The sequence below is a fragment of the Pseudomonas sp. LJDD11 genome (assembly GCF_024584215.1).
Classification (GTDB): domain Bacteria; phylum Pseudomonadota; class Gammaproteobacteria; order Pseudomonadales; family Pseudomonadaceae; genus Aquipseudomonas.
Genome location: NZ_JANJFL010000028.1, coordinates 59660 through 82758 on the forward strand (window position 1 = coordinate 59660; position 23099 = coordinate 82758).

Sequence of the window (23099 nt, forward strand, 5' to 3'; positions counted from 1 at the left end):
AATGGAGATATATTCGGCAATGCGGCAAAGCCTGTCAAGCGGCCATTGGTTCAAACAGCTCTTGCCGTTCAAGTAACCCAAGCGCCGCAGTGATTGCCTCATCCAATACACCATTCAACGCCTCATGGATTCGTGATCGCCAATAGCGCCGCGTGCGCTCCGGAGTGCCTTGGTTATTGTCCCAGCGATTCATGTCGTAGATATCCGCCTGCAGGATGGCCGACGAGCGTTTGCCCTGCTGACCGGGCTTCTGTGGCTCAGCCCATGTCAGCACCGCATAAAACTTGAAGTGCGGATGGGCATGGCTGGCGATCACCTTCCCCAGCCGTTTGATCGCTTGGCCGCGCTCGGCGGCATCCAGCGTGTAACGGGCGATCAGCGCATCCCAATATCGAGGCACCAGGTGCTGGTGCAAGTAGCGCCGGTACTCACAGTCCATCTCGAAGCGTTCCTGCCGGCTCATGCCGCCGTAGCCTGCACATCCTTGATCCGCATCCACCCAGCAGGCCGAGGCCGTCTTGCCTTCGCTGCCGGCCAGCAGAATCCTGACCAGTATTGATACCCTGTTCATGCTGCCCCCTTGAGGTGTTTGATGTGTGCTTGAAATTCAGCCTTCAGAACCTTCAATTCATCGATGCTGTAATGCTTGGGTTCGTGCGGTCCTTCCAGCCAGGCCAGTCGCTTGGCGCCGATGCGTAGCAGAAGGTTGAGGCGGTAATTCACAAGATCACCGGACTTGTAGCGGTTACAGGGCACGCATTGTTTGTGGCAGTTCAACGGCTCGAAGCGCAGCGCCGGGTTGCTGCCCACCGTCCGGTAATGGCCGGCGTCATATTTGCCTTCGTGATGACGGCTACAGCTGATGCACGGCAGCTCCGCATCACGCAGGCGCACCCACTGGTTGAATACCGCCTGGGTTTCTTTCAGGTAGTCCGCACGGCTTTTGAGCCTGGCCTTGCAAGCCCTGATGGTTCGACGTTCTCGCTGGGCAATCGCCAGACGCTCTTTTTCTCGCCGGGCTTGTGCCCAGATCAATGCGCAGGCAGGGCCGCAGACGATCTGTAACGACCTGAGCGTCTCGAAACGCAGCCGACATGCCGGGTTCTTGCAGGTCTTGCTGAACGGTTTTTGGCGAGCGAGCGTCATGCGGCAGCATCCCATTGCATTGGCACATCGTTCTTGGCCTGACCCCAGACCACTGTGCGTTCGGTGCCGAAGGCGTAGATGCATTCAATGACGTCGCCCAGCTCGGCCACGCTCATGCGTCGGGTGCTGACGCCCAGCATCACCACACCGCCATTGATGCCTTGGGCAATGCGCACTTCCTGACGTGTCGCGGCGGTCATCAGCGCCTTCCAGTCCTCAGCGTCCAGGTGCTGCATGACGCCATTCACCGGCCACTGCACCTGCCTGGCCAGATCGCCCAGCATGCTCCAGAGCTTGGCGTTCTGCTCCAGGGTGCGACGGGATTTGACCGGCCGCACAATGACCTCAATCGCGCCGCTCAACGCCAGCTCAGTGGCAAACAGGTACGCCAGCTTGAATACCTCACGTACCCGCTTGGGACCGGCGGACCAGAAATGGCGAGGCTTGAAGATAATCTCACCCATGGTTTTGCTCCTTACAACGCGCCGCAAGCGCCTGGCGGACCTTGCGCTTGCGCAGATAGAAATACACACGCTCGGCCTGGGCCTTTTTGAGGCGACCACGCTCGCGCCGTGCCTTGGCGGCCTCAACGCTTGCCCGGACCTCAGCCCATTTCTCGCGGATGTGTGGTGATGGCTCGACAACGGAGCCGGTGAGTAGCCCGGCAATGGCCTGGCCGTCCTGGGTGATGGGGACCAGTTGCAGATCCGCGAGATAGCGGGTACCGGCCTCCTGGCTGATCAACTGCGCACGCACAGCGGCCTCGACGGCCTGTACACGACGACCCGCATCAAACCCCAGCGACACGCCCCATCGTGCCGGCTGCGCGGCCGCACGGGCCAAGGTGACCAGACGCTCGTAGGCGCTGATGAACGCCATCCGTGCCCCAATTCGGTCGCCTACGGCCATCACCGGTCGAGCCGCGACCAGTGCCTGACGAATCTCGTCAGTCAACACCACCGTCTCACCTTCGTCGCATGCCGTCAGGGCGATGGCCCACGCCTCGTCCTTGCCGGGGCGGCCATCACAACCGTGAATCCGTTGCAGGATGGCGGCGAGGGTCAGCCGGCCAGTCAGCTCCCTGCGGCAGGCACGCAATGCGCCCTGAATCGCAGCGGGCTGGTATTCGGCAAGATCGCCCGCCATCAGCCGCGCCGCATTGGCGCTGATCGTCTGCCCCAAGGCTTCAGCGGTGGCGCAGATGGCGGCAGACAGCTGAGCGATTTCGTCACAGGAAAGCATTGGGCTGGCCCTCCCCGGCCCGGATCGCCTCGGCAGCCGTCTGGGCAGCGTTGAGGTTGGCCTGAGTCTGCTCAAGCTGACGCGCCGTGGTCGCGTTCATCTGCCGGTTGGTCGCCCATTGGGTGCGATACGCCTCGCACCTGGCCAGCAGCAGGCCCAGGTCGTGGCAACTGCGGATCAGGTAGCTGTCGTTGATCCAGACGAAATACTCCGCCACCGGCACGGCCTCCTCCCCGAGACGCTTGCGCAGCTCGACCACCTGACGGCTGATCCTGGCATTGCGCACCGGGGCAGTTGCGTAGCGTTGCTCGTAGGCGGCAGCGTACGCCGACCAGATCCTGCGGCAGGCCTCTTGCCTGATCTGCTCCGCCTCGTCCCTTGGCTTGGCGGCGCGCTTCGGCCTGGCCGGAGCGAGCTGCACCACTGTCGTAGTCTCCTGTGTAGTCTCTTGTGTATTCTTTGTAATAGTTGTCTTGTCCAAGACGCACCGGCTGTCCTTGGGTAGAACCACCGGTTGTTCTTGGGTAAGAGAACTGGTTGGTACTACCGAAAGAACACTTGTCCTGTCTACCGAACACGGACTTGCAGGTCTTTGGTAAGCGACACTGCCGCCCTTGGCTGCTCTGCAACCCGCATGGGTCGGCTGCAGGTTCTCGAAGTGATGAGCGCCACCCGCAGCCAACGGTTGAATGTGATCGAACGACAGGTGCATGCCTGTGTTGCCTGGCCCGCGCTCAATCGGCTTTGCACAGCAGCCACAGATCAATCCGTCGCGCCTGAGCACATCGGCATAGCTCACAAACTCGCAAGGCACACCGGCCCTTTTGGCGCGCATCAGCCCAGCCTTGGACAATTGCCCCAGCTTGGGGGTGTACAGCTCGAAAAGCTGATTCAGGGTAATGGCCGGAACGTCCCCTTCAAGCGCTGCGAAGAGAGCCGCCTCGTCAACGCGGTAAAACATCTTCGCCGGTATGCCTTTGCGCTGCTCTTCCAGGACACCCAGCGCCTTGAGGCTCTTGCGCGAGTCGCGCACCTCATCTGCTGCGAGCCCCACCTCGGCCAGCCACTCGTTTTCAGTCTTGTAGAACCAGCCGTCGTCAGTCCTTTCGGTCCAATACACCGCCTGCGACAGGAACTGCGCGGCGGCGGCACTCAGTCCCAAAACGCGCCTGAATGCGGGGTAGACAGCCACCGCACCACCGGCCAATTCCGTGAGCTGCATCCTCAACCGCCCTTTGCTAATCGCATGTAGCGCTGCCATAATCTGTTCCGTTCTATGTCGTTCAAGAAATAGCCGCCCTGCCAGGCGGCTTTTTTGTGCCCGCCAGGCCCTACCGACGAGGGCGAGGCTGATGGGCACTGATTGGGGTGTACGGCAGTACTCATGACGCTGTGGGATTTCCGCGCATGCGCGGCTTTTTCAAGCGGCCTTCAGCGATTCACGCAACACCTGCAACGCCTCGATGGCCTCATCGATAGCCCGATTGCACTGCGCCTGTTCGTGCCGGGTGATCGTGTGGTCCTGCAATGCATCGAACACCAGGCGCGTCACGTCACCCGACTCTGCCGCCAGATGGGCGAGAGCCTGAATCACTGGCCGAGGTACAGGCCGCTCACGCGGTACCAGCTCATAACCGAAGTCATCCGCCAGGGTCGCCAGCGGTCTTATGTCGTTGGTGTGCAGCAAAATTCCGTACAGGTGGTTGATCGTCAGCCGGTGAGCGTCGTTGTCCGGATTGGCCCGCTGCAGCAAGTTCACATGGGGCAATCCCATCCTGGCCGCCAGCCGTTTGGGTTCGCTGTCCAGCACCGCGCAGTGACAAGCGCGCAAAAAACTTTCCATTCGTAAAACCTCGTTGCTTTTTCTGTAGGGGCTGCCCTCACCGAAGCGGATAATCCGTCCGCTCCCGATGCAGAGGCGCCCTGTTGAACCGGCTGATTCGCTGGTTTGAGCGCAGTACTCCCTCACTGCGGCGGATGGCAGGTCAGCCGGTAGCCAGCACCTGGGTCGGGCGAATGCAAAGCTCCCGGGCGGTCACTGCGCCACCGGTGAGTTCTTCAGCCCGAAATGCCTTGTCGGCGCCCATAAAGTGAATGCCGGCCACCCAGTACGAAACGGCCGCCTGGGAAACGCCGAGCGCTAACGCTGTCTTGGTTTGCCCGCCGAAGAAGTCGACAAGCCTTTCGATAGGGGTCATTAACGAGCCTCCTGATAAGCCTACTTATACTTTATTTAGAAGAAGGCTTATTTGCAAGACCATAAGTGAACTTATAAATTCTTAGCCATGACCACACTCGCCCAACGCATGAAGCTTGCCCGCAAGCACGCCGACCTGACTCAAAAGACCCTGGCTGAAAAAGCCGGTGTCGAGCAGCCTGTGATATCGCAGCTTGAGACGGGCAAAAACCTGCAGAGCGCCCACTTGGCGAAGTTCGCCCATGTCTGTGGCGTCAGCGCGATCTGGCTTTCCGATGGCATCGAGCCGATGATCGTCGACAGCCAGGCGAAGACGGACGCCAACGTGAAGATGGCCCTCCAGCCCCAGCAGACCTACCGCTACCCGGTGATCAGTTGGGTATCGGCCGGCGCCTGGGCAGAAGCCGTACAGCCCTACCCTGACGGTTTTTCCGACCGCTACGAAATCTCCGACTACAACGCCAAAGGTCCAGCGTTCTGGCTGGAAGTCAAAGGCGACTCGATGACCGCGCCTGCCGGTGTTTCAGTGCCCGAGGGCATGATGATCCTGGTGGACACAGAAGCTGAAGTCCTGCCAGGCAAGCTGGTCATCGCCAGGCTGCGCAACAGCGACCAGGCCACATTCAAGAAATTGGTGGTCGACGGCGGAATCCGTTACCTCAAGCCGCTGAACCCGGACTACAAAATGGTGGAGTGCGGCGAAGACTGTCGGATTATCGGTGTCGCGGTCAGGATGACTGGCAAGCTGTAAGCCCCTGCCAGCGCTCAAAATCCAGCCGATAGCTGAACAAAGCTTCCAGCGCCACCCCGGCGCAAAAATCAGACGTTTCCTACAACAGCCATAACCAACGAACCCCTAAAATACTGTTTTTATATACAGTAAAGGAGTGCATTCGTTGGGTATGGTCCCTTCCCCATCAGCCTACGACCGGATCGGTTTCCGGATACAGCGAATCATCACCCATCCCAGCGCACAAAAAGTCCAGAGCGCAACGGTGAGTCGATGTCCTGGCGAACCTGAACCAGAGTGGTCTCGCCTGGTGCATGACCTCCAGTCTGTTGAAGGCATCCACGTCCATTGCCACGACGACGGCAGCGTCACCATCGGCTGGGAAGCCTACTGCGACACCTGAACCAGAGCCCGCCACGTGCGGGCTTTTTCTCGCCTGCGTGATTTTTTATAAGCATGCTTATTGACAGCCAAAGATAAGCAGCCTTATATTCTACTCATCGCGACGTCACAACCGCGATGGGCAAAGCGCCCACACAGGACTGGTGAAGCCGCCAGATAGTCAGGGGTCAGCGACAGTGGCCTCCCAGCCCCGGAACCGGGACCGACTGGCACAAAGCTCTTTCAGCACGGGATTGCGGCAGCGCAATCAGGCTTTCACTCATGCAGCCTGGCAACAGGCTGCATCGGGAAACCCATACCCCAGAGGGAACTGCTCCATGTTGGTACTCACCCGCCGCGTAGGCGAAACCATCTGCATCAACAACGACATCCAGGTCACCGTCCTTAACGTTCAAGGCCGGAGCGCGAAAATCGGTATTTCAGCGCCCAAAGAGTTTTCGGTTCACAGGGAAGAGATCTACCGCCGGATTCAGGCAGAGAAGTTGGCCAGGCATATCGAAGAAACCAGCCGGCAGGACGCCACAACGTGATGGGCTGGTTATCCCTGCACGCTCGCTGGCTCAAGAATCGGTAGAGAAAAAACGGAGGCTCCATGAACTTCACCCTTCACAACTACGACGTCTGGAAAACCGGAAGTCCTGAAAACTCAGGCTGTGCCGAGCAGCATGACCGCTGGATTCAAAACGCGGCCGAGCAACTGGTGCGCTTCGGCGCAGACGTCAGGTTCCAGCGACCAGGACGTCGGCCCCAAAGCATGACCTTTGAACAGTTCGCCATGGCCGTCGATGAGTACGCCATGGAGCGACTCGGGAAAACCGGCGCGAGCCCATCCGCCCTGGGGCGCATGGTAATCGGCAGCCTGATCAATGACCGCGGCTTGTGCCGGGATGGCGTCAGCGATGCCCTTGGTGTCGGGAATCCGGTCGGTGAGTTGTACCGCATCGCGGAAGACCTCCTGCGCCCTCTCGCACGGGATGGCTGGCTTGCTGAGCAGGAGGATAATCGCCTGTGATTCTGCAAACACCTATCTGCGAACTGCCCGAAAACCAGACGCTCCCCGATGGCCGGCTTCTGCTGCTGTTCAAGGGTCAGACGATGCGCGAGGCTCTGGAGCAAGCTGCCTGCGCCAGCATCGAGAATATCGATGCATGGTCCTGCCGCGCCTGCGTGTGTGGCGAATGGACGATTGGTTATGAGGTACGCGCATGACCACGCGCCGGCTCTCAAACCTGAGCGTGACACCGTGACGAGCCGCTATCAAAAAGCCCGACGCTGGGCATTCTGGCGCGGCTTTACCATTTCACTGCTGGTGTACACCGGCTGGATTCTGCTCAGCGCCTTCGCCGGCCACCTCACCCGCTGACTCCCACTCTTACCACCAGCGCTCAGCCTCGAGCGCGAGGATATCTGCATGCCCAACAATATGCGCATTTGGTCCTGCGTCGACAAAACAGACCCACGCTACACGAAAGGCGCCAAGGTCGACGGCCAGAACATCACCAGCCTCAACGGCACCGCCATGATCATGAAAGCCACCGAAATGTTCGGCCCGGTGGGTATTGGCTTTGGCTGGAGCGTGCTCGAAGAGCGTTTTGACAAAGGCGGTCAGATGCTCAGTGGCCAAGGAGACAAAGCTGTCGAGATCGGCCACGAACTGACCCACATCATCAAAATCAGGTTCTGGTACATCCTTGAGGGTCAGCGCGGAGAGATCGAGCAGTACGGCTGCACGCCCTACCTCTACAAATCAAAATTCGGGCAATTCACTGACGGCGAAGCCCCCAAGAAATCCCTGACCGACGCCATCAAAAAATCCCTGTCCATGCTGGGCTTCAGCGCCGACGTGTTCCTCGGGATGTTCGACGACGCCGACTACATGAAGCAGCGCAAGGCCGAACAGGCCATTGAAGATGCCGACGACAAACAAGCCGAACGCGAGCGCCAGGCAACAGAGCGTCTGCAGTTCCTGGAATCGACCATTGAGACCATGCGCAAGGCGACCACCGCCCATGAACTCAAAAAGATTCATGACCATGCGGTGCGCAAACTGATGGCCCGCAAAGACGAAAAAGGCGCCGCCCGCATCTCGCTGGAGTGGAACAAGATCACAACGCCAGATGAAGGTGAAGCCGCATGAGCCAACTCTACACACTCACCGGCCAGATGGCCGAGCTGGCGGCCATGGCCGAAACCGACGATGCGGGGCTGAAGCAAGCCATTCAGGACACCATGGATGCCGTCCAGGGCGAGTTCGCCGATAAGGCCGACAGCATCGTCATGCTGCGTCGAAACCTCGAAGGCGACATCACGGCCATCGACTCCGAGATTGATCGGCTCAGCGAATTGAAGCGAATCAAAGCCAACAGCGTGGGCCAGCTCAGCGACTACCTGCGGCGGAACATGGAAGCCGCCAATATCAAAACGATCAAGCGGCCTTTGTTTACCATCACCTTGGCGTTGGGCCGGGAGAAGGTGGTGGTGGATGACAAGGATGCCGTGCCGGATGAGTTCACGTCGGTGAGTACCAGGATTGAACCGGATAAGACGGCCATTGCTGCGAAGCTGAAGGAGATTCGTGAGCATAATGATGCTGTTCGGAAGCGGATGGATGCTGGAGAGGATGCAGAGGCTGATCTGCTGCCGGTTCCGATTTGGGCTCGGCTTGAGCGGGGTGAGGGAACAATCAGAATTAAGTAGGACGATAGCTATTTTCTGGGTAGTTTGAAACCAGCCAGATATGCTAAATAACTGAATCTAGTATAGCTGCTGGTCAGCTTCGGCGAAATTGAGACCTCAATTGCGTTCATTTATGTAAAAAAGAAGCAGGCAAACCTATAACTTGAGTTTGCTAGGTTCAGCGCCCAGAAAATGCTATTGAGCATCTTAGGTCTAGATAATCATCTAGAATTGTGGGATCACGTCCACGCGCCGTCAACCTGAGTCAACTTTGCAGATTTAACATCCAATTCTAAAACCAAAATATCCTGTACAGGACGGCGCTTCACCCACACTCCTTTTGGCAATATAAGTATGCCTCTAATAGGCTTTCGCCCTCCAAGCATAGAACAGAAACGAGTATACTTGAACATTAGTCGTTCCAACGCCTCAATACCCCTCCTAACTCCAGCGGAAGTAAGCACATTCTTGATCTCTACAACATACTCATGCGAGTCGAGTTTAAGCAACGCATCCACCTCAAACTCATTACCTGGAGCTGAAAAATGCATATTTGGTGAAACTGTGGCCCCAGGCATAAACTCAACCAAGCTTTCAAGAGCCTTTATAGATACTTTCTGGAATTTTAAAATATCATCAGCGCGATGCATTAAATATTTATTAGCGTTCTCATCTGATTTCTTTTGCTCAAACCTCTCATCAGATCCCGTCCCCTCTGCGCTGGCTTCAGCTCCATCTGTGAGTGGATCACTCTGGGACGAAGTAGTGATAGGTGGTTCTGGACTTTGATCTACGGTCTGATCAGCATCGACATCGGTTTCTGCTTGATTGTTTTCAGTCTGAGTATTCAGAGCCTCAAGTATGGCGCTGCTCTTCACCTGATCTGGAGTACTTTGTCGCGCCAAGTACTCCCAATACTTATCTCGGTTAGTAAATAGCGCAGCTAGCTTCTCCAAAAACTGCAACTCCGTCACGAGCGTAGCAACAATAAATATCGACAAGCTATAGGTCCATACATTATTAGCCGCAAATGCCAGAGACAAAACCAAGCCACTCCCAATCAATTTAATCCTTGAAGCATCGGATGACTGAAGGGAATACATCATCATCCACACAAGACCTACGCACCCTAAAAGCAGCGCCATAAAAGCCGCAACATTGTCAATGTTGACATTGCGAAACGAAAAATCGGCACTCAATAAATTTTGAGCAAGAGCAAAAAATACGCCCCCCAAAACCACACCGACAGCAGTGTAAAAAATACGCCCTTCCATTTTTAATTCCCTTTAAATGTATCAGAGACCGTTTGAGCGGCAGGGACACCGAATGCGATAAAGCGTACTGTATGGCATTGAGCCATACCGATCAATTCTTAAGGTATTGTCGATAGCCGATCCGAGCGTGCTGGACCGCACCAAGGGCGATGCCTACCTGACTGGCGGCCATTACGGTGCGGTGGGGTTCGAGCAGTCGGCAGGCGCAGTGTCGGCCAGCGCCTGCCACGACAACGGTCGCTGGAGCGTGGCAGACCCGCGTATGCCTGCAGCCAATGACCGACTCACATGCGTCATCCAGTCGCTGGATGGCACCTGGCACCGTCCCTTCACAACGCTGGAACTGGCTGCCCTGCAGTCACTGATCGACCCCGAAGAACAATTGATTCTGGATGGCCTGAGCGACAGCGCCTGGCGCGAACGCATCGGCAACGCGGTACCGCCCGCTGCCGCTCAGGCTATCGCCGACGTGATGGGCACCACCCTACTGCTGGCCGCCGCTGGCGAAACCTTCATGCTCAGCAGCATGCCGATCTGGGTTCGCCCGGTGGCTGTGGGGTTGAGCGTTGCTCAGCGAGAGACCATCCAATGAAGCCAACCGCCCAGAATGCTTTAGCTAATGCACACATGGTGACGGCCTCGGTGCCCTACGCCGGGGCCTTCCGCCCCGCCGCAATAAAACCCGCAACACGCGTAACAAAACAGCCTATTTATGCAACACCAGCACCTGTTTATGCACTACCTCCGCCAATTTTTGCACCTCCAGCCGGCCAACTCGACCAGTGCCACGTGATACGCAGTCGCCAGACCGCCATCAAGTTCATCGAGTAGTGTCTGACCCATTTGCTTGCCACCTGGTGCGTCGCTGACTTGGTGCAGCGCATGGAGGCCTCACTGGCCAACAAGCCCGCCAGCGACGCCTACGGCTTCAACTAGATGCTGGATCTGCTGCAGGTCGAGCAGCTCAAGGTCGCCACTAAACCTCAGCCCCTATGAGTCCGCCAGCTCGGCGTTTAGCCGAGAAAGTTCGTCAGGGTCCAAGTGGGTTTGCGCTTGCGCGAACTGGCAGGCGCGTTGGACTGCATCCAGTTCGTTGTCACAGCTGACCGGCGGGGCTGTGCGTACCCATGAGATTACGCCCAGTTGTGGAATCGGCGTTCGGTAATAGATTTCCGCAATCCAGACTCCGCCCTCTTCACGGGTCTCCACCTCGTATTGAGTTTGATTGTTAGCAATCAGGGTTGGTGTGCGCATTTCCAGGCCCTCCGCGGGCTGATTGATTTAGAAACACAGGCTACATCACCCCGAAACCCTCTTTTTTTCGACCTTTCCCATTCTCGTTTGCCCCCCCGTTTTCAGTTCTGTCTGAAACATTCCTGGGCAGTCACCAGAGCGGCCAGCGCTACCGCCAGAGCCACATGAACCACCTCCCGAGGTAACCAAAGCATTCTGCCTTACGCGGTTTGGAGCGCCCTCATGAATACCGAAACCATCAATATCCGCGAACTGCCAGACGAAATCGAGCTCATCAAACTGCCCAAGGTTCGTCGGCTCACCGGCGTGAGCACCACCAAGATCTACCAGATGACCAATAACGGCCTGCTCCCTGCCCAGACATGGCCTAGGTCAAGTCCGAGGTATTGGAGTGGATCCGTGATCGCGTTACACAAGCGCGCAGCCAAACGCAGTCCGTCGCGCTCTCCTCTTGAGCACCACAAGTCAGCCCACTTCTGAATGACCCAACCTCTGCCGCCGTGCGCGGCCCGGAGAAAACCATGGCTATTGAATTCCTGAGCCACGAAGATGTGTGTGAACTCACCGGCGCCCGAACTAAGGCTGGGCAGATCACCGTTCTGGCCCGTAACGGCATTCGACATACAATCAAACGAAACGGCTGGCCGTGTGTAATATCTGACGCGCTGATATTCCCCTCAATGCGCCCGCAAACCAATGAAAAGCCTCAGTGGCAGCCGAACAAGGCCTTGTAACAAATGGGCAGAAGACCCACCAATACTGACAGCATTCCCCGCTTACGCAAGCGCAAGCAGCGTAGCGGGAAAATCTATTATTACTACGATTCGGGAGAAAAGCCGCGCAAAGAAATCCCTTTGGGAGATGACTATGGCTTGGCAATCACGGAATACGCCAAGCTCGAAAAAAGTCGAGTCTCCAGCGCTATAGTCGCCGAGGTAGTCACGTTTGCTTACGTCGCCAAGATTTACAAAGATGAAGTAATACCTACCAAGTCGCCCACTACACAAAAGGACAATGCGCGAGAGCTCAAGCAGCTCTTGGCGTTCTTTGATGAACCTCCATGCCCTCTTGAGGCTATCGAACCAAAGCATGTCGTGCACTACCTGCGCTATCGATCCAAGACAGCCAAGGTCCGAGCTAACCGAGAGAAAGCACTCCTAAGCGCCATCTGGAACTTTGCCAGGCAGGCTGGATATACGTCTCTCGCGAACCCATGTGCCGGTGTAAAAGGAAACAAAGAATCTGGCCGAGATAACTATATCGAGGACGATATGTACCAGGCAGTTTACGAGCATGCCGATCAGCCGTTACGAGATGCTCTCGACCTCTTCTATCTGACCGGACAGCGTATTGGTGACACGCTAAAGATGGATGAAAGGCACGTTCTGAATGGGCAGCTCCTGGTACAGCAAGGGAAAACAGGCGTCAAAAGAAGGATTGAGATCGTGGGACAGCTCAAGGTGGTTATCGACCGGATCATGCAGCGAAAAGCTGGTCATAAGGTCCGGTCCACCAGGCTGGTAGTGATGAACAATGGCCAGCCGATGACGCCGAGCATGTTGCGCGGCAGATTCGACGTAGCCAGAGAAATGGCTGGGATTGAGAAATCAGCGTTCCAAATGCGCGACCTTCGTGCCAAGGCCGCGACCGACAAGGAAGAGTCGACCGGCAGCATTAGGGACGCCCGCGATCAACTGGGCCACACAACGGTGGTCATGACGGAGCAGTACATTCGACGCCGCAAGGGCCTGAAAGTATTGCCAACCAAGTAGAATTCCTGCTCCGCAAAAATATTTAACCCCTTGAAAACAAAGGCCCGCAAGGCGTCTATTATTCAGGATTTGCGGAGCGGAAATAATCATAAGTCATTGATTTTCAATGTATAAATTACGGACTTAAAATCCCTCGTTCTTTGGACGTGCCGGTTCGACCCCGGCTCGGGGCACCATAGATAACACAAGGGTTTCAGGCCGGTTATATGCCTTCTAGCGCCGCTGGTTTTGCTTCGCAAAAAACACCTCTGCTTCGCAACTCCTGAAGTCCCCCCTCCCTCCGGCGTTCTGCCAATCTCTATCTTCCAGCTCGTTGCTCCAAATAATCGCTCAGTGCCTCATCGCGTTCACAGGTTTTTCACAACCCCCCGGTTACAGTAACTGCGAATCCAAGTGTGTTCTTTTAAGCCCGCTCCCCCATCGCGGGCTTTTCTTTGCCTGAAATTCGTGCCTCGTTCGTCAAGGCCAGCGCCCGCTAACCGTTTACTGACTAACCGGCGTTAACCTCACGTCCCGGATGCATCTCGCGAAAAAACGCACGCCGATACTCAGAAGGCGACGTACCGAGATGAATAGCGAATTGCTGCCGCAGTGATAACGGCGTTCCAAAGCCAGAGTCACCGGCCACGCACTCAATAGACAAGTCAGTGGTTTCCAGCAGCTCTTGCGCTCTGGCAACCCGCTCGGCGTTCAGCCATTTAGAAACGGTACTGCCAGTCGCCTCCCTGAACTTGCGAGTAAAGGTGCGCCGGCTCATTCTCGCCCGCCCGGCCAACGCATCGAGTGACAGATCACTGCTCAGGTTCGTTCGCGCCCAGGCCAATACGTCAGACAAATGAGTCTCGCTGGGCAGTTGCGGCACAGGATGCTCAACGTACTGCGCCTGGCCGCCCTGCCTGTGTGGCGGCGTGACCAGCATTTTCGCGGTGCGGTTAGCCACATCGGCCCCCAGACGCTGGCGGATCAAATGCAGGCAGCAGTCAATTGCAGCCACGGTTCCTGCGGAGGTCAGGATGTTGTCGGCACTGACATATAGCACTTCGGGCCTGAACAGAACCTCAGGAAAACGCCGCGCAAACTCGTCGCGCCACGCCCAGTGAGTGGTTGCTTCTTTGCCATCGAGCAGGCCGGCTTCTGCGAGCAGGAAGGCGCCAAGACAGAGTCCGATGATGAGCTTGCCTTCGGTATCGGCACGTTGCAGCGCGCTGACAAGTGCCGCCGAGGCTGCGACCGCTTGATCGCTCCATGCCGGAATCACAATGACCTCAGAAGTCTCCATCAGCTCCAGACCATGAGCGACCGCCAGGCCAACGCCTTGATCGGTATTCACCATGCCTGGCTTCTCTGCGCAGTAACGAACCTCGTAACCAGCTTCACCCACGGCACTTTGAGCGGTGCCCAGCACGATTCCCGGCACTGAGAGATGGAACAGGCTCACGCCATCAAATGCCAGAACGGCAACACGGATCGATTGCATGTTTTCCTCTCATCGATGCTTGGCAGCAGATGCTGTGACTTTACCGGCCTCTTCGCGAGCAAGCTCGCTCCCACCGAGGCATAAAGCACCTAAGTGAATGTATTGCGGCTAGAGCCGCTTCTACACAGGCATGCCGGGTAACAGATTGGCCCGATTATATCGATTAATGTCATTCAGGCCACTGGGCACCGCCAAGGGGCTGATCAACAATGATGCCACTGACAACAGCGTCGCCCTGACCATCCTGCCGGAGCCAGCTCATGAAAAAAGGCCTTATAGTCGTTGATCTGCAAAACGAATACCTGCCCACCGGCAAGTTGCCTTTGACCGGTATCGAAGCCGCTGTCGCCAATGCCGGGCGGGTCATCAGCCATGCACGTGATATAGGTATTGCAATTTTTCACGTAAGGCACGAGTCCGAGGATGAGGCCTCTCCCATCTTCGCCAAGGGCTCCAATGGCGTGCAGATCCAGTCGGCGGTCGCCCCTGAAGGCGATGAACCGGTCATTGTTAAACACCACATCAACGCCTTCAGAGAGACGAATCTCAAACAGCAACTGGACGCCGCGAACGTGCAGGAAGTGCTGGTCATCGGTGCGATGAGTCATATGTGCATCGATGCTGTGGTGCGCGCAGCCGCCGACATGGGGTATCCAGTGACCGTGCTGCATGATGCCTGCGCCACGCTGGACCTGACCTTTGGCGGTGTAACCGTGCCAGCAGCACAAACCCACGCGGCAATGATGGCGGCCTTTGAGTTCGGTTACGCCAGGGTCAAATCTGTGGACGATTACCTCGCGGCCCAGTGATGGCGAGTGCCGATGTCTGACAGATGAAGTTTACGGTCATCTGAATCATGGTCGTCCACCGCGCAGCGCGCGGTGGACATACAGGGTCAGAAATCCAGCGTCAGGCCGGCATAGAGTGAACGACCATCACCCGGGGCGTGCAGCGACTGCCGAACGCCGGCACTGTCGTCGTACCAGGCGTATTCGTAGTAGCGATCAGTGATGTTCTTGGCTTGCAGATCAACACTCAGGGTTGGCGTGATCTGGTAGCTCGCACCCAGGTTGAACAAGGTGTAGGCGCCGAACGTGCCGGTGCTGTTGGTACGCTCCAGGTAGTAGTCACTCTGGCCGTTGGCCCAAGCCGACAGCTGCAGCTTCGGGGTGACCTGCCAGGTCGAGCCGGCGGAGTACAGGTGATGTGGCACATGGTCCATCTCCTGCCCCTTGCTGGCGGGCAGGTTCGGGTTGGGCTTGAGGATCTCGGAGAACTGCCGCGAGTACGCCAGCCACAGGCTGGTGGTCTCGGTGGGATACAAATTGACCTGCACATCCCAGCCTTTACGCAGGGTCTGGCCGACGTTCTCGGCGTCGCCCACCGCGTCGTTGAGTTTGCGCTGCACCTCATCAGACGCCTTCTGCTCCCAGTAGGCAATACGCCCGTCGATCCAGGCCGCCGGGCGGAATTTGATGCCGGTTTCCCAACCGTCGTTGATCGAGGGTTTGAGGTCATCGGCCTGAGTCGCCAGACGATAAGCCGCAGAACCGACACCCACCTGATAGCTGCGCCCCCAGTTGGCGTACAGGCTGGCCTGCTCCCAGGGCGACCAGACCACGCTGATCTTGGGCTGACGAATCAAGCCATAGTCGTTGACGTCAGCATGCTCGCCGCTCAGGCCGTTGACGTAGCCACCGTAGAGTTTGTCGACCCGATAGGCCGGAATGATCTTCAGTGATTCGATCGGCTCGATCACCGCCTGTACATAAGCGCCATAAATGTTGAGATCGAACTGCTGATCACGGGTCTGCGCTGTGCGGCTGCGCAGCAAGGTACGATAGCGCAGGCTTTGGTTTTCCTGGCGCTGCACCTCGGCCCCGCCTTCCAGGGCAAAGCCGTGCAGCACATCGACCTGGGGCCGCCAGGTCAGGCTGCTCAAGGCGCCGTACTGGGTTTCATCGCTATAACGCTCTTGCTGCGCACTGGTGCGCCAGTACTGAGTCCAGCGACGGTCTTCGAAGGTGTTCACATACGCCTTGGTTGCCCAACTCAGGTCTTCTGTGAGGCTGGCATCCAGGTGCAGGCTGAGCTGGTTCATTTCCCGCTCGCCGGTATCGGTGGCGTTATTGGCATAGGACTGGCGCGGCCGGTCGCGGCTGTCGGTGCGGCTCAGGTAACCGGCCTCGTCGGCATCGACCTTGTAATGCCGGGCAATCAGGCCCGCACGCCAGGCACCGTCATCAGCGGTGTAAAACCACTTGCCGGCAAAGCTCATGCGTTCAGCATCGGCATGGCTGCGATAGCCATTACTGCCCTGATAGCTGATGGCGTAGTTCTGGCTCCAATTACCGGACTCGATGCCTTTGACCAGTTGCACCTCACGGGTGTCGAAACTGCCGTAGCGCACGCGCAGCTTGCCGTCGTTACCGCCCTGGCGGGTGTTGATCGTGGCGTTGCCGGCAATGTTGTGCAGGCCGTAGCGCGGGTCGTTGGTGCCGCGCACCACTTCGATACTGTCGATTTCCAGCGGAAAAACCATGTCGATAAACGGCATGTTGCCATCATTGGTGTTGCTCGGGATGCCGTCGATCAACAGCTTGACCGCGTTGACCTCGCCCTCACCATTGAAACCACGGAACGACAACTTGCCTGAGGTCGTGCCCTGGTTGAATTGAGTGAGCATCACCCCCGGCACCTTGTTGAACAGCTCCCAGCTGTATTGCACGGGTTGCTTTTCCAGAAGGTCGGCACCGACCACATCCACCGAGCTGAGGATGCTGCGACTGGCCAGCGGGCCGGCCTGATCACCGGTCACCGTCACGGCGCCGAGGGTGACCAGTGACGCACCGGCAGTCGAGGCATCAGCCAGCGCCTGATTCAAGGGTGACAGGGCAAACAGAGCGGATATCAGCAGCGGGCGACTGCGCACGTCAAGCAGACGCAAGCGGGTGTTGAGCGTGTATTCAGAAGCGTAGACAGGCATTGTAAAGTCCTTGAGAAATGCAGCTGTAGCCAACCCGGCACCTGCCGGGCGGCAGGCGATCAGAAACGTACGTCCAGGGTCACATCGAAGGTTCGTGGCGCGCCCATGTAGTACTGGCTTGAATAAGCCTGCTTGGCGTAGACCTCGTCAGTCAGGTTGCGCAGTCGTGCGGTGACGCTGGTCTGCCGGTCCAGCCGATAACGCACAAACGCGCCGAACAGCGTGTAGGCCGGAGCCTTGAGGGTATTGGCGTTATCGGCATACACCGAGGCTACATAGCGACTGTCGGCACCGACCTGCCAGCCTTCGTCAAGACTCCAGGTCAGCCACAGGTTGGCAACGCTGTCCGGGACATTGATCGGGTTATTGCCCTTGCGGGAAACCGAAACGCCACCTGCCGCTTCGTTGAATTCATCGTATTTGGCATCCACGTAGGTGTAATTGGCTTCTGCCAGCAACTGCGGCGTGATTTGCAGCTTGCCTGCCAGTTCAATACCGCGTGAGGTTTGCTGCCCGGCCTGTACGGTCAGGTTGGGGTTGACCGAGTCGCGTACGGCAAAATCCTGGCGCACGATCTGGTACAACGCCGCCGTTGCCGAGCCTCGCCCGTCGAGGAAATCAAACTTGCTGCCCAACTCCCATTGCTCGCCCTTGGACAGGTCGAACAAGCCGACATTGGAATAGGTGGCGGCGGCCAGTGATCCAGCCGGCAAGTCAGCGCTGGTGCTGTATTGCAGGTACACGTTGGCGCTGGGGCTGAAGGCATATAACAGCCCTACCCGGCCGCTGAGCGGTTCCCAGCGACGCTCGAACCAGGCCGGGCTGGTGGCCGAGACTGCGCCGTAGTTGGTGACCTCCATGTCCAGATGGTCGTAGCGCAGGCCGGTGAGCAGCGCCAGTTTTTCGGTCAGTTCGAGGCGGTTTTCGACAAACACCGAACGCGTACTGATTTCATGTTTGCGCTGCTTCTTGAGCCCTGCGCCCATGCCAGCAATCGCGTAGAAACTGCCGGCATCGAACTGATCCGGATCGACGCTATCGGAGGCCGAGCCGCTGGTAGGGTAGACATCCTGACGCATCACCGAATAATCCAGGCCCATTGCCCACTGGCTCGGCAGGCCGAGCAACGCCTGGTCGTGGCGCAATTGCAGGCGGTTACCCAAGACCTGTTGCTCATGGCGCTGCAGGTAGGGAGCCGACCGAATGACCTGGGTATTGCTGGCGTTGTAGCGGTAGTTCTCCAGGTTGCGGTAGTCGCGTTGCGCGTCATAGTGATACAGCGTGTTCTGCAGGCTGGTGTCTGCTGTGAGCCGGTAGTCGAGGATCGAGCGCAGCCAACGCACCCGTTGCTCATAACGGCCATCGGCCGAGTTGTAATTCTCGAAACGGCGGCGCTTGTCGATCTTCATGGTGCTGCCAACCGGGTTGAGAATCGGTGAGCCCCAGTAAGGACTGTCTTCCTGGTCTTGGAGGTACTCAAGCGCCAGGGTATGGCTGAGGTCGGGGCTCAGATCACTGAGCAGGGACAGCGCAAAACTATTGGTTTCGCGTTTATTGCGATCGATATAGCCATTACTGCCACCGCGGCTGAAGTCCATGCGCAGATAGTGCCCGGCATCAGCGCCCGGCCGCCCCAGTGCCTGATTGAAGCCCAGCGCGACTTCTGACTCATCGAAGCTGCCGTAACGCAACCGGCCTTCAAACAACTGCACATCGCGGCTGGCCAGTTTGCTGATGGTGTTGATCGATCCGCCAACCGCGCCGGCCCCCGACAGGAAACTCGAAGGGCCGCCGATCAGCTCCACCCGGTCGACCAACCAGGCATCCACCGGGCGTGTCGCGCTGCTGTAACCCAGATTGATGCCGTTGTAGAGCTGCGTGACCTGATTCTGGGTAAAGCCCCGATAAGCCACAAAGCCGCCATAGCCGGGGTTAGCCGAGGCGTTGACACCGGTCATGCCGTTGATGATGTCCTGAGTGTCCCTGGCACCACGAGCCTCTATGACCTGCCGGTCGGCCACGCTCACCGAGGCGGGCGTTTCGCGCGCGCTCAGGCCAAGCTGGCTTGCGGTCTTGATCGGCTGGTCGAGGCTCAAACCGGATGGCTGGTCCTGATCGGCCTGGATCGTCAGGGGGTCGATTTGCAGCGCCGCATCCTGCGCCCAAGACAAATTGCAGGTGCCCAACAGCAGCACCAGTGAGGTGTTTCGAATTTTCATGTGCAACGGTTTCCACGCGAACAAGTGAAGCCGATTCCGGCTGCAAAAGCGCGCAGCCTGACGGAATCAGACGGTTGGATTCACTGCGGGGAAAAAGGAGGGGGAAGCGCGGGGATTTAGTGAGGGCCATAGATAGCGCGGCGGTGGCTGCGCCCAACTGCGCTGCACGACCGGCGACAGCGCTCCTTGCGCCATGACCGGAACTTGCCAGCCCATGGAACTGATCGCCAGGGCCATACCGGAGGTCGAACACAGCGGGCAGGAAAACTGCGCCGCAGCATTCTGCATCTGACCCGCATCGTCACTGCCCTGCCCCATGCCGCCGCTGGCATCCATGGCGCAGTAACCACCGCTCAAACCGCTCAGCGCCAACCCGGCCATCTGGCCGTGGTGGATGCTGCAGGCGAACAGACTGAACAGGACGCTGGCGTAAAGCATCCATGCAATCAGGGTTCGGTCTGTGCGGGCCATTTTCATGGCGGCGACTTTATCACCAGATGAGAAAAAGTTGCAGCGGGTTGATGCGGCAAATTGACAGGGTCTTGCGTTAAGCGTGTCGATGCGATCTTGCGCCATGGCGTTCTAGAGGAAGAAGAATCTGCACAACGGCTGGAGATTTTTAAGCAATACACGGGGTATTTCACCAACAGCCCCGACGCCTGTTCGACTGGATAACCAGACAGCCCCGTAAACGTTAGTCTACGGGGCTTTCGAATGTGGAGGCCGAGGTCGGAATCGATACGCAGCCCATTTCCGGGGGCCTGCCGAAGCGGCACTTCGCTTGCCCCCGGCTAGTTATTTTGTCGTATGCCCATGGCAAATCCCAAAAGGGATTGGTCGCCAACTCTGCCAGCCCCCTTGTCGTGCCCGTGCGATCCTCGACTGGAAAGCCTCAAGCCTAGTCTCAGAGGCAGTAGTCCTAGGACCTCTTTGGCCTGATGAGGCATCAGGGAAAGATTGAAGCGGCGGATTAGAGGTGTGCAGCATCACATGTAAGTAGGACGAACCGATAAAAGAGCCTTCAAATATCGATTCGTCCGGCGTGACCAAAAACTGAAATTTTCCCTGAACATTGCCTGCCTTTCTTATGCTTTTCCAAAGCCCGCTGGCGTACTGCACATCGCCGTACGTCTTTACCCTGCGCAAGAAAAGTTTGTTCGATAGCCGATCTTCCGTCCGCAGGATGCTAGATATCCGAAAACTTTTGATGGGAACGCGTTTCTGCGGTTATTGGCTGCCTCTCGACACGTTGAGAGCAGATAAAATAAACGCGGGGCAGGTTAGAAAATCGTAAAGCTGTTATGGGATAGGCACAGCGACCTTTGATAAATGAGCTGGACAAACGTTTGACTAAATTCCTCAGTGTACGCTTCTGATACTGAGTGTGGTTACGGAGCAATTTTGTGTCGCCAGACCCGGCGATGCCGACTTGAGCCAGCGCTGCCAGAGCTGTAAAGCGCCAGCACCACGAACCCTTGGAAAAAAATTGACGCTCCAATAGCGGCTGACATAGCCTTGCTGAAGGCACGCGCTCATATCCATGCTCATTCAGCGGAAGAAAAAATATGCGACATATGTCAGATCGTTCACCTACGGCTCCTATGGAAAGCGGCGCGCTGAACATGCTTCTGCTAAGACACTCTGCAGACCGCATGCGTTATTATTTTATGTTCTGCTTTCATATCAAAATTGCCTGTGATTATCTGGCAGAGGTTCACGGCGAATTCATCGATCCTAATTCAGCCATCGTAGATCACGCCACCCATCAGGTTGATACGGGTGCCCGGCTGAAGACTGGCAACCCATTTGAGAAAGACTCGGTTCAGCCAGACGATTTAAGTGCGACAGGGTGGGACAGCATGGATGCCGCCCACATGAACAATTTAGGTCTCGCCAAGGGTTTCACCAGTACGTGCGAGAGACTCGGCACATACGACCCAATCATGAATGAGCTGTACTCAAGATGCGTTAGTTTTTGTCGGGACACTCGTTGGCTACCACAGCCCATCAACCTTGGCCCTGATAAAGTCATTGACCAAGTGCACCGAAACATGCACCACCATACGTTTTCAAACGCATCAAATACTCCATGCATAACCTCAGCGAACATAACGCTTTACTGTGATACTGCGAAAAGTATGCTTGACACATTTGCCTTAAAGAAAAAAACAGTTCATAACACTTTGGCCGAGGCTGCCGAAAACTACAAAAAAGGTATATCCATCCTTCAACCCATCTTGCTCGTAGAGCTCTAGCGTGAAGTGGCAGAATTTACTCGGGACATCAACAGAGCGCTCAAAGATCAAGCCATTGATGCCCGGAAAAAATTTTTCTCTACGACAAATTGGTCAGCCATACCCATCGCATACAAGTGGTTTGCCAGTCACAACTCAACCATCGACTCAACCCTCAATAACCCCATGGATTTTGAAATTGAACAAGCCACCCAAAATCACTTCGATGAGGCATTCACAAAACAGACTTACTCTGAGTCACCGCCGTTTTGAGCGAGCAGCTTCAAGTCTTCAAGTAACACCCTGCTGAGCTCGTGTGTGGGCATGCGCGGACGGAAAAAGGCCCGCGGGTACGGGCATTACGACGGATGACTTCAACTGTTGAAGACAATAAGGCGCAACGTCGATAAGCGATCATCTCGGTGCATTGTGTAGGTAGGATGCGGATCAGGACGAAGGCGTAGAGTGCGGCGGCCGAGAAGCCGACGGGCAGCGGTGAATCATCGTCATCGTCGTCGGCCAGCAGCGCCAGCCCGGCGTCGAGGCGGGCTTGGGTGATCAGTTCGGTGGTGAGTTTGCGGTAGTCGAGCCCGTCGCCAGCGCTCAGGGCGCGAACGCCATTAGGGCGCTGTTCGAAAGTAGCCATGCACCGGATTTTGCCGTGGGCACTGGGACATGCAATTTTTTGCGGCGTCCCAAATTTGCCCCAAATGCACGATTTGAAAAATCCGGTAGACGAACAAAAAAGCCCCGTAGACGTTAATCTACGGGGCTTTCGAATGTGGAGGCCGAGGTCGGAATCGAACCGGCGTTAACGGATTTGCAATCCCTTGATAACATCCTTAATTTTCAATGAGTTATCTTAAAATAGTTTCCGCTATCTTCTCGTATCACCCTCACTACAGCCCTTGAAAACCGGGCACCCACTCAAAGGTTGCGGAAGTGATTTCGGGCCTTTCACCGGCGTTCTGCCGACACAAAACCCCCTCAAAAAAATCAGTCAGGCGACATTGCATTTTGAGTGTCATACCCACAAGAGCCAACGTGCTGGACATGACACATCAAGCACCGAACGAGACGCTCATCACGAAGCATCTCAAGCATCTGGTGAATCAGATGCTTCCCACTACCAGGCAGCGATCTATAGCTTTCGATGAAAAAGCGCTCATGCTCAGGCAGAGGTACCCCGCAGGGCCTGGAGCGGCCGCCTGATAACACATACATGACATCCGCGCCCGCTGCCGCGACACCCGCAAAATAGTCTGCTCGAGGTACCCTCACACCGCTTTCGTAGTGCGCTTGTGCATTAGTTGCCACACCACCGACAGACCCGAATTGGGCCTGAGTAAAACCAAGCCTGATGCGCTCATATTTCAATCGCCTGCCGATGCCGTTCATGCCGCTCACCTTGCGATACATTTGGGCATCAAATTATCTGATAGATAGCTGGTTGCCATCTTTTTTCGGAGAATGAGCTGATTTTATGACCA

The 23099-nt window shown here is 56.9% G+C and carries 28 protein-coding genes and 1 pseudogene; 14 read left to right on the forward strand and 15 right to left on the reverse strand.

The features are described from left to right. Window positions 1-34: 34 nt before the first annotated feature. The 7 genes from NRB16_RS24570 to NRB16_RS24600 form a co-directional block, all read right to left on the reverse strand. Window positions 35-571, reverse strand: a complete 537-nt coding sequence (locus tag NRB16_RS24570; protein WP_257107154.1) for a hypothetical protein — start codon at window positions 569-571, stop codon at window positions 35-37. After that, a complete protein-coding gene (locus NRB16_RS24575) occupies window positions 568-1146 on the reverse strand; it encodes a recombination protein NinG (protein ID WP_253110920.1) in 579 nt (192 codons plus the stop codon). Before NRB16_RS24575 ends, NRB16_RS24570 begins: the two co-directional genes overlap by 4 nt. After that, the gene (locus NRB16_RS24580; RefSeq protein ID WP_257107156.1) at window positions 1143-1610 is read right to left on the reverse strand and encodes a recombination protein NinB; all 468 of its coding nucleotides are present in this window, start codon (window positions 1608-1610) and stop codon (window positions 1143-1145) included. The genes NRB16_RS24575 and NRB16_RS24580 overlap by 4 nt, the downstream gene beginning before the upstream one ends. Then, window positions 1603-2388: a hypothetical protein gene (locus tag NRB16_RS24585; protein ID WP_257107157.1), complete on the reverse strand. Its 786-nt coding sequence runs from the start codon at window positions 2386-2388 to the stop codon at window positions 1603-1605. Before NRB16_RS24585 ends, NRB16_RS24580 begins: the two co-directional genes overlap by 8 nt. Next, on the reverse strand, window positions 2375-3649 hold the full coding sequence (locus NRB16_RS24590; protein ID WP_257107158.1) for an HNH endonuclease: 1275 nt from the start codon (window positions 3647-3649) through the stop codon (window positions 2375-2377). Before NRB16_RS24590 ends, NRB16_RS24585 begins: the two co-directional genes overlap by 14 nt. Window positions 3650-3808: 159 nt before the next feature. After that, window positions 3809-4231: a phage regulatory CII family protein gene (locus tag NRB16_RS24595; protein WP_253110912.1), complete on the reverse strand. Its 423-nt coding sequence runs from the start codon at window positions 4229-4231 to the stop codon at window positions 3809-3811. A gap of 142 nt (window positions 4232-4373) precedes the next feature. Further along, window positions 4374-4586, reverse strand: a complete 213-nt coding sequence (locus NRB16_RS24600) for a Cro/CI family transcriptional regulator (RefSeq protein ID WP_253110909.1) — start codon at window positions 4584-4586, stop codon at window positions 4374-4376. 87 nt (window positions 4587-4673) lie between these two features. Here NRB16_RS24600 and NRB16_RS24605 point away from each other — a divergent pair, with 87 nt between their 5' ends. From NRB16_RS24605 to NRB16_RS24640, 8 genes are all read left to right on the forward strand, one after another. Beyond that, on the forward strand, window positions 4674-5336 hold the full coding sequence (locus NRB16_RS24605; RefSeq protein ID WP_253110906.1) for a LexA family transcriptional regulator: 663 nt from the start codon (window positions 4674-4676) through the stop codon (window positions 5334-5336). Between the two features lie 151 nt (window positions 5337-5487). Further along, window positions 5488-5718: a DUF1654 domain-containing protein gene (locus NRB16_RS24610; RefSeq protein ID WP_257107173.1), complete on the forward strand. Its 231-nt coding sequence runs from the start codon at window positions 5488-5490 to the stop codon at window positions 5716-5718. A gap of 316 nt (window positions 5719-6034) precedes the next feature. Further along, complete coding sequence (csrA, locus tag NRB16_RS24615) at window positions 6035-6247, forward strand: carbon storage regulator CsrA (protein ID WP_257107159.1); 213 nt, start codon at window positions 6035-6037, stop codon at window positions 6245-6247. Window positions 6248-6309: 62 nt separating this feature from the next. Then, complete coding sequence (locus NRB16_RS24620) at window positions 6310-6729, forward strand: hypothetical protein (protein WP_253110900.1); 420 nt, start codon at window positions 6310-6312, stop codon at window positions 6727-6729. After that, on the forward strand, window positions 6726-6926 hold the full coding sequence (locus tag NRB16_RS24625; RefSeq protein ID WP_253110897.1) for a hypothetical protein: 201 nt from the start codon (window positions 6726-6728) through the stop codon (window positions 6924-6926). Before NRB16_RS24620 ends, NRB16_RS24625 begins: the two co-directional genes overlap by 4 nt. Then, on the forward strand, window positions 6910-7080 hold the full coding sequence (locus tag NRB16_RS24630) for a hypothetical protein (RefSeq protein WP_253110894.1): 171 nt from the start codon (window positions 6910-6912) through the stop codon (window positions 7078-7080). Before NRB16_RS24625 ends, NRB16_RS24630 begins: the two co-directional genes overlap by 17 nt. Before the next feature lie 48 nt (window positions 7081-7128). Next, the gene (locus tag NRB16_RS24635; protein ID WP_253110891.1) at window positions 7129-7854 is read left to right on the forward strand and encodes a hypothetical protein; all 726 of its coding nucleotides are present in this window, start codon (window positions 7129-7131) and stop codon (window positions 7852-7854) included. Beyond that, entirely contained in the window at window positions 7851-8414 is a 564-nt protein-coding gene (locus NRB16_RS24640; RefSeq protein ID WP_257107160.1) for a siphovirus Gp157 family protein, read from the forward strand. The genes NRB16_RS24635 and NRB16_RS24640 overlap by 4 nt, the downstream gene beginning before the upstream one ends. 218 nt (window positions 8415-8632) lie before the next feature. Here NRB16_RS24640 and NRB16_RS24645 read toward each other — a convergent pair whose 3' ends face one another. Beyond that, a complete protein-coding gene (locus tag NRB16_RS24645; RefSeq protein WP_257107161.1) occupies window positions 8633-9667 on the reverse strand; it encodes a hypothetical protein in 1035 nt (344 codons plus the stop codon). 106 nt (window positions 9668-9773) lie between these two features. On the opposite strand from NRB16_RS24645, the pseudogene NRB16_RS24650 reads away from it, so the two are divergent. Beyond that, window positions 9774-10259: pseudogene (locus tag NRB16_RS24650) on the forward strand (DNA cytosine methyltransferase); the annotation flags it as partial. A 398-nt stretch (window positions 10260-10657) separates the two neighbouring features. Here NRB16_RS24650 and NRB16_RS24655 read toward each other — a convergent pair. Next, entirely contained in the window at window positions 10658-10921 is a 264-nt protein-coding gene (locus tag NRB16_RS24655) for a hypothetical protein (protein ID WP_257107162.1), read from the reverse strand. A gap of 222 nt (window positions 10922-11143) precedes the next feature. Between NRB16_RS24655 and NRB16_RS24660 the strand changes: the two genes are divergently transcribed. Genes NRB16_RS24660 through xerC form a run of 3 tightly spaced genes read left to right on the forward strand, consistent with a single transcriptional unit; the run spans window position 11144 to window position 12693 of the window. Beyond that, window positions 11144-11401 (forward strand): hypothetical protein, encoded by a 258-nt coding sequence (locus tag NRB16_RS24660; protein WP_257107163.1) that lies wholly within the window; start codon window positions 11144-11146, stop codon window positions 11399-11401. 41 nt (window positions 11402-11442) lie between these two features. Then, the gene (locus NRB16_RS24665; protein ID WP_257107164.1) at window positions 11443-11655 is read left to right on the forward strand and encodes a DUF4224 domain-containing protein; all 213 of its coding nucleotides are present in this window, start codon (window positions 11443-11445) and stop codon (window positions 11653-11655) included. A gap of 3 nt (window positions 11656-11658) precedes the next feature. After that, complete coding sequence (gene xerC, locus NRB16_RS24670; RefSeq protein ID WP_257107165.1) at window positions 11659-12693, forward strand: tyrosine recombinase XerC; 1035 nt, start codon at window positions 11659-11661, stop codon at window positions 12691-12693. 490 nt (window positions 12694-13183) lie between these two features. On the opposite strand, the gene NRB16_RS24675 is transcribed toward xerC, so the two are convergent. Further along, the gene (locus NRB16_RS24675; protein WP_257107166.1) at window positions 13184-14170 is read right to left on the reverse strand and encodes a GlxA family transcriptional regulator; all 987 of its coding nucleotides are present in this window, start codon (window positions 14168-14170) and stop codon (window positions 13184-13186) included. A 260-nt stretch (window positions 14171-14430) separates the two neighbouring features. On the opposite strand from NRB16_RS24675, the gene NRB16_RS24680 reads away from it, so the two are divergent. Continuing rightward, window positions 14431-14979, forward strand: coding sequence for a cysteine hydrolase family protein (locus NRB16_RS24680; RefSeq protein ID WP_045490606.1), 549 nt, complete (start codon window positions 14431-14433; stop codon window positions 14977-14979). An 86-nt stretch (window positions 14980-15065) separates the two neighbouring features. On the opposite strand, the gene NRB16_RS24685 is transcribed toward NRB16_RS24680, so the two are convergent. From NRB16_RS24685 to NRB16_RS24695, 3 genes are all read right to left on the reverse strand, one after another. Next, a complete protein-coding gene (locus NRB16_RS24685; protein WP_257107167.1) occupies window positions 15066-17156 on the reverse strand; it encodes a TonB-dependent receptor in 2091 nt (696 codons plus the stop codon). Window positions 17157-17215: 59 nt separating this feature from the next. Beyond that, window positions 17216-19375: a TonB-dependent siderophore receptor gene (locus NRB16_RS24690; protein WP_257107168.1), complete on the reverse strand. Its 2160-nt coding sequence runs from the start codon at window positions 19373-19375 to the stop codon at window positions 17216-17218. Window positions 19376-19441: 66 nt separating this feature from the next. Further along, window positions 19442-19852, reverse strand: coding sequence for a DUF2946 domain-containing protein (locus tag NRB16_RS24695; protein ID WP_045490603.1), 411 nt, complete (start codon window positions 19850-19852; stop codon window positions 19442-19444). Between the two features lie 1097 nt (window positions 19853-20949). Here NRB16_RS24695 and NRB16_RS24700 point away from each other — a divergent pair. Next, a complete protein-coding gene (locus NRB16_RS24700) occupies window positions 20950-21630 on the forward strand; it encodes a hypothetical protein (protein WP_257107169.1) in 681 nt (226 codons plus the stop codon). Window positions 21631-21892: 262 nt separating this feature from the next. Here the strand turns inward: NRB16_RS24700 and NRB16_RS24705 are convergent, their stop codons facing one another. Both NRB16_RS24705 and NRB16_RS24710 read right to left on the reverse strand, forming a co-directional pair. Beyond that, a complete protein-coding gene (locus NRB16_RS24705) occupies window positions 21893-22255 on the reverse strand; it encodes a hypothetical protein (protein ID WP_257107170.1) in 363 nt (120 codons plus the stop codon). Between the two features lie 350 nt (window positions 22256-22605). Beyond that, window positions 22606-23007 (reverse strand): helix-turn-helix domain-containing protein, encoded by a 402-nt coding sequence (locus NRB16_RS24710; protein ID WP_253139603.1) that lies wholly within the window; start codon window positions 23005-23007, stop codon window positions 22606-22608. Window positions 23008-23099 lie beyond the last annotated feature (92 nt).

Bases quoted from the DNA above. Each gene is read 5' to 3' on its own strand.
- xerC (WP_257107165.1), top strand. From the start codon at position 11,659: ATGGGCAGAAGACCCACCAATACTGACAGCATTCCCCGCTTACGCAAG.
- NRB16_RS24700 (WP_257107169.1), top strand. From the start codon at position 20,950: ATGTCAGATCGTTCACCTACGGCTCCTATGGAAAGCGGCGCGCTGAAC.
- NRB16_RS24655 (WP_257107162.1), bottom strand. From the start codon at position 10,921: ATGCGCACACCAACCCTGATTGCTAACAATCAAACTCAATACGAGGTG.
- NRB16_RS24680 (WP_045490606.1), top strand. From the start codon at position 14,431: ATGAAAAAAGGCCTTATAGTCGTTGATCTGCAAAACGAATACCTGCCC.
- NRB16_RS24575 (WP_253110920.1), bottom strand. From the start codon at position 1,146: ATGACGCTCGCTCGCCAAAAACCGTTCAGCAAGACCTGCAAGAACCCG.
- NRB16_RS24705 (WP_257107170.1), bottom strand. From the start codon at position 22,255: ATGGCTACTTTCGAACAGCGCCCTAATGGCGTTCGCGCCCTGAGCGCT.
- NRB16_RS24630 (WP_253110894.1), top strand. From the start codon at position 6,910: ATGAGGTACGCGCATGACCACGCGCCGGCTCTCAAACCTGAGCGTGAC.
- NRB16_RS24675 (WP_257107166.1), bottom strand. From the start codon at position 14,170: ATGCAATCGATCCGTGTTGCCGTTCTGGCATTTGATGGCGTGAGCCTG.
- NRB16_RS24600 (WP_253110909.1), bottom strand. From the start codon at position 4,586: ATGACCCCTATCGAAAGGCTTGTCGACTTCTTCGGCGGGCAAACCAAG.
- NRB16_RS24570 (WP_257107154.1), bottom strand. From the start codon at position 571: ATGAACAGGGTATCAATACTGGTCAGGATTCTGCTGGCCGGCAGCGAA.
- NRB16_RS24605 (WP_253110906.1), top strand. From the start codon at position 4,674: ATGACCACACTCGCCCAACGCATGAAGCTTGCCCGCAAGCACGCCGAC.
- NRB16_RS24595 (WP_253110912.1), bottom strand. From the start codon at position 4,231: ATGGAAAGTTTTTTGCGCGCTTGTCACTGCGCGGTGCTGGACAGCGAA.
- NRB16_RS24660 (WP_257107163.1), top strand. From the start codon at position 11,144: ATGAATACCGAAACCATCAATATCCGCGAACTGCCAGACGAAATCGAG.
- NRB16_RS24690 (WP_257107168.1), bottom strand. From the start codon at position 19,375: ATGAAAATTCGAAACACCTCACTGGTGCTGCTGTTGGGCACCTGCAAT.
- NRB16_RS24710 (WP_253139603.1), bottom strand. From the start codon at position 23,007: ATGAACGGCATCGGCAGGCGATTGAAATATGAGCGCATCAGGCTTGGT.
- csrA (WP_257107159.1), top strand. From the start codon at position 6,035: ATGTTGGTACTCACCCGCCGCGTAGGCGAAACCATCTGCATCAACAAC.
- NRB16_RS24610 (WP_257107173.1), top strand. From the start codon at position 5,488: ATGGTCCCTTCCCCATCAGCCTACGACCGGATCGGTTTCCGGATACAG.
- NRB16_RS24635 (WP_253110891.1), top strand. From the start codon at position 7,129: ATGCCCAACAATATGCGCATTTGGTCCTGCGTCGACAAAACAGACCCA.
- NRB16_RS24645 (WP_257107161.1), bottom strand. From the start codon at position 9,667: ATGGAAGGGCGTATTTTTTACACTGCTGTCGGTGTGGTTTTGGGGGGC.
- NRB16_RS24640 (WP_257107160.1), top strand. From the start codon at position 7,851: ATGAGCCAACTCTACACACTCACCGGCCAGATGGCCGAGCTGGCGGCC.
- NRB16_RS24665 (WP_257107164.1), top strand. From the start codon at position 11,443: ATGGCTATTGAATTCCTGAGCCACGAAGATGTGTGTGAACTCACCGGC.
- NRB16_RS24585 (WP_257107157.1), bottom strand. From the start codon at position 2,388: ATGCTTTCCTGTGACGAAATCGCTCAGCTGTCTGCCGCCATCTGCGCC.
- NRB16_RS24695 (WP_045490603.1), bottom strand. From the start codon at position 19,852: ATGAAAATGGCCCGCACAGACCGAACCCTGATTGCATGGATGCTTTAC.
- NRB16_RS24590 (WP_257107158.1), bottom strand. From the start codon at position 3,649: ATGGCAGCGCTACATGCGATTAGCAAAGGGCGGTTGAGGATGCAGCTC.
- NRB16_RS24580 (WP_257107156.1), bottom strand. From the start codon at position 1,610: ATGGGTGAGATTATCTTCAAGCCTCGCCATTTCTGGTCCGCCGGTCCC.
- NRB16_RS24685 (WP_257107167.1), bottom strand. From the start codon at position 17,156: ATGCCTGTCTACGCTTCTGAATACACGCTCAACACCCGCTTGCGTCTG.
- NRB16_RS24620 (WP_253110900.1), top strand. From the start codon at position 6,310: ATGAACTTCACCCTTCACAACTACGACGTCTGGAAAACCGGAAGTCCT.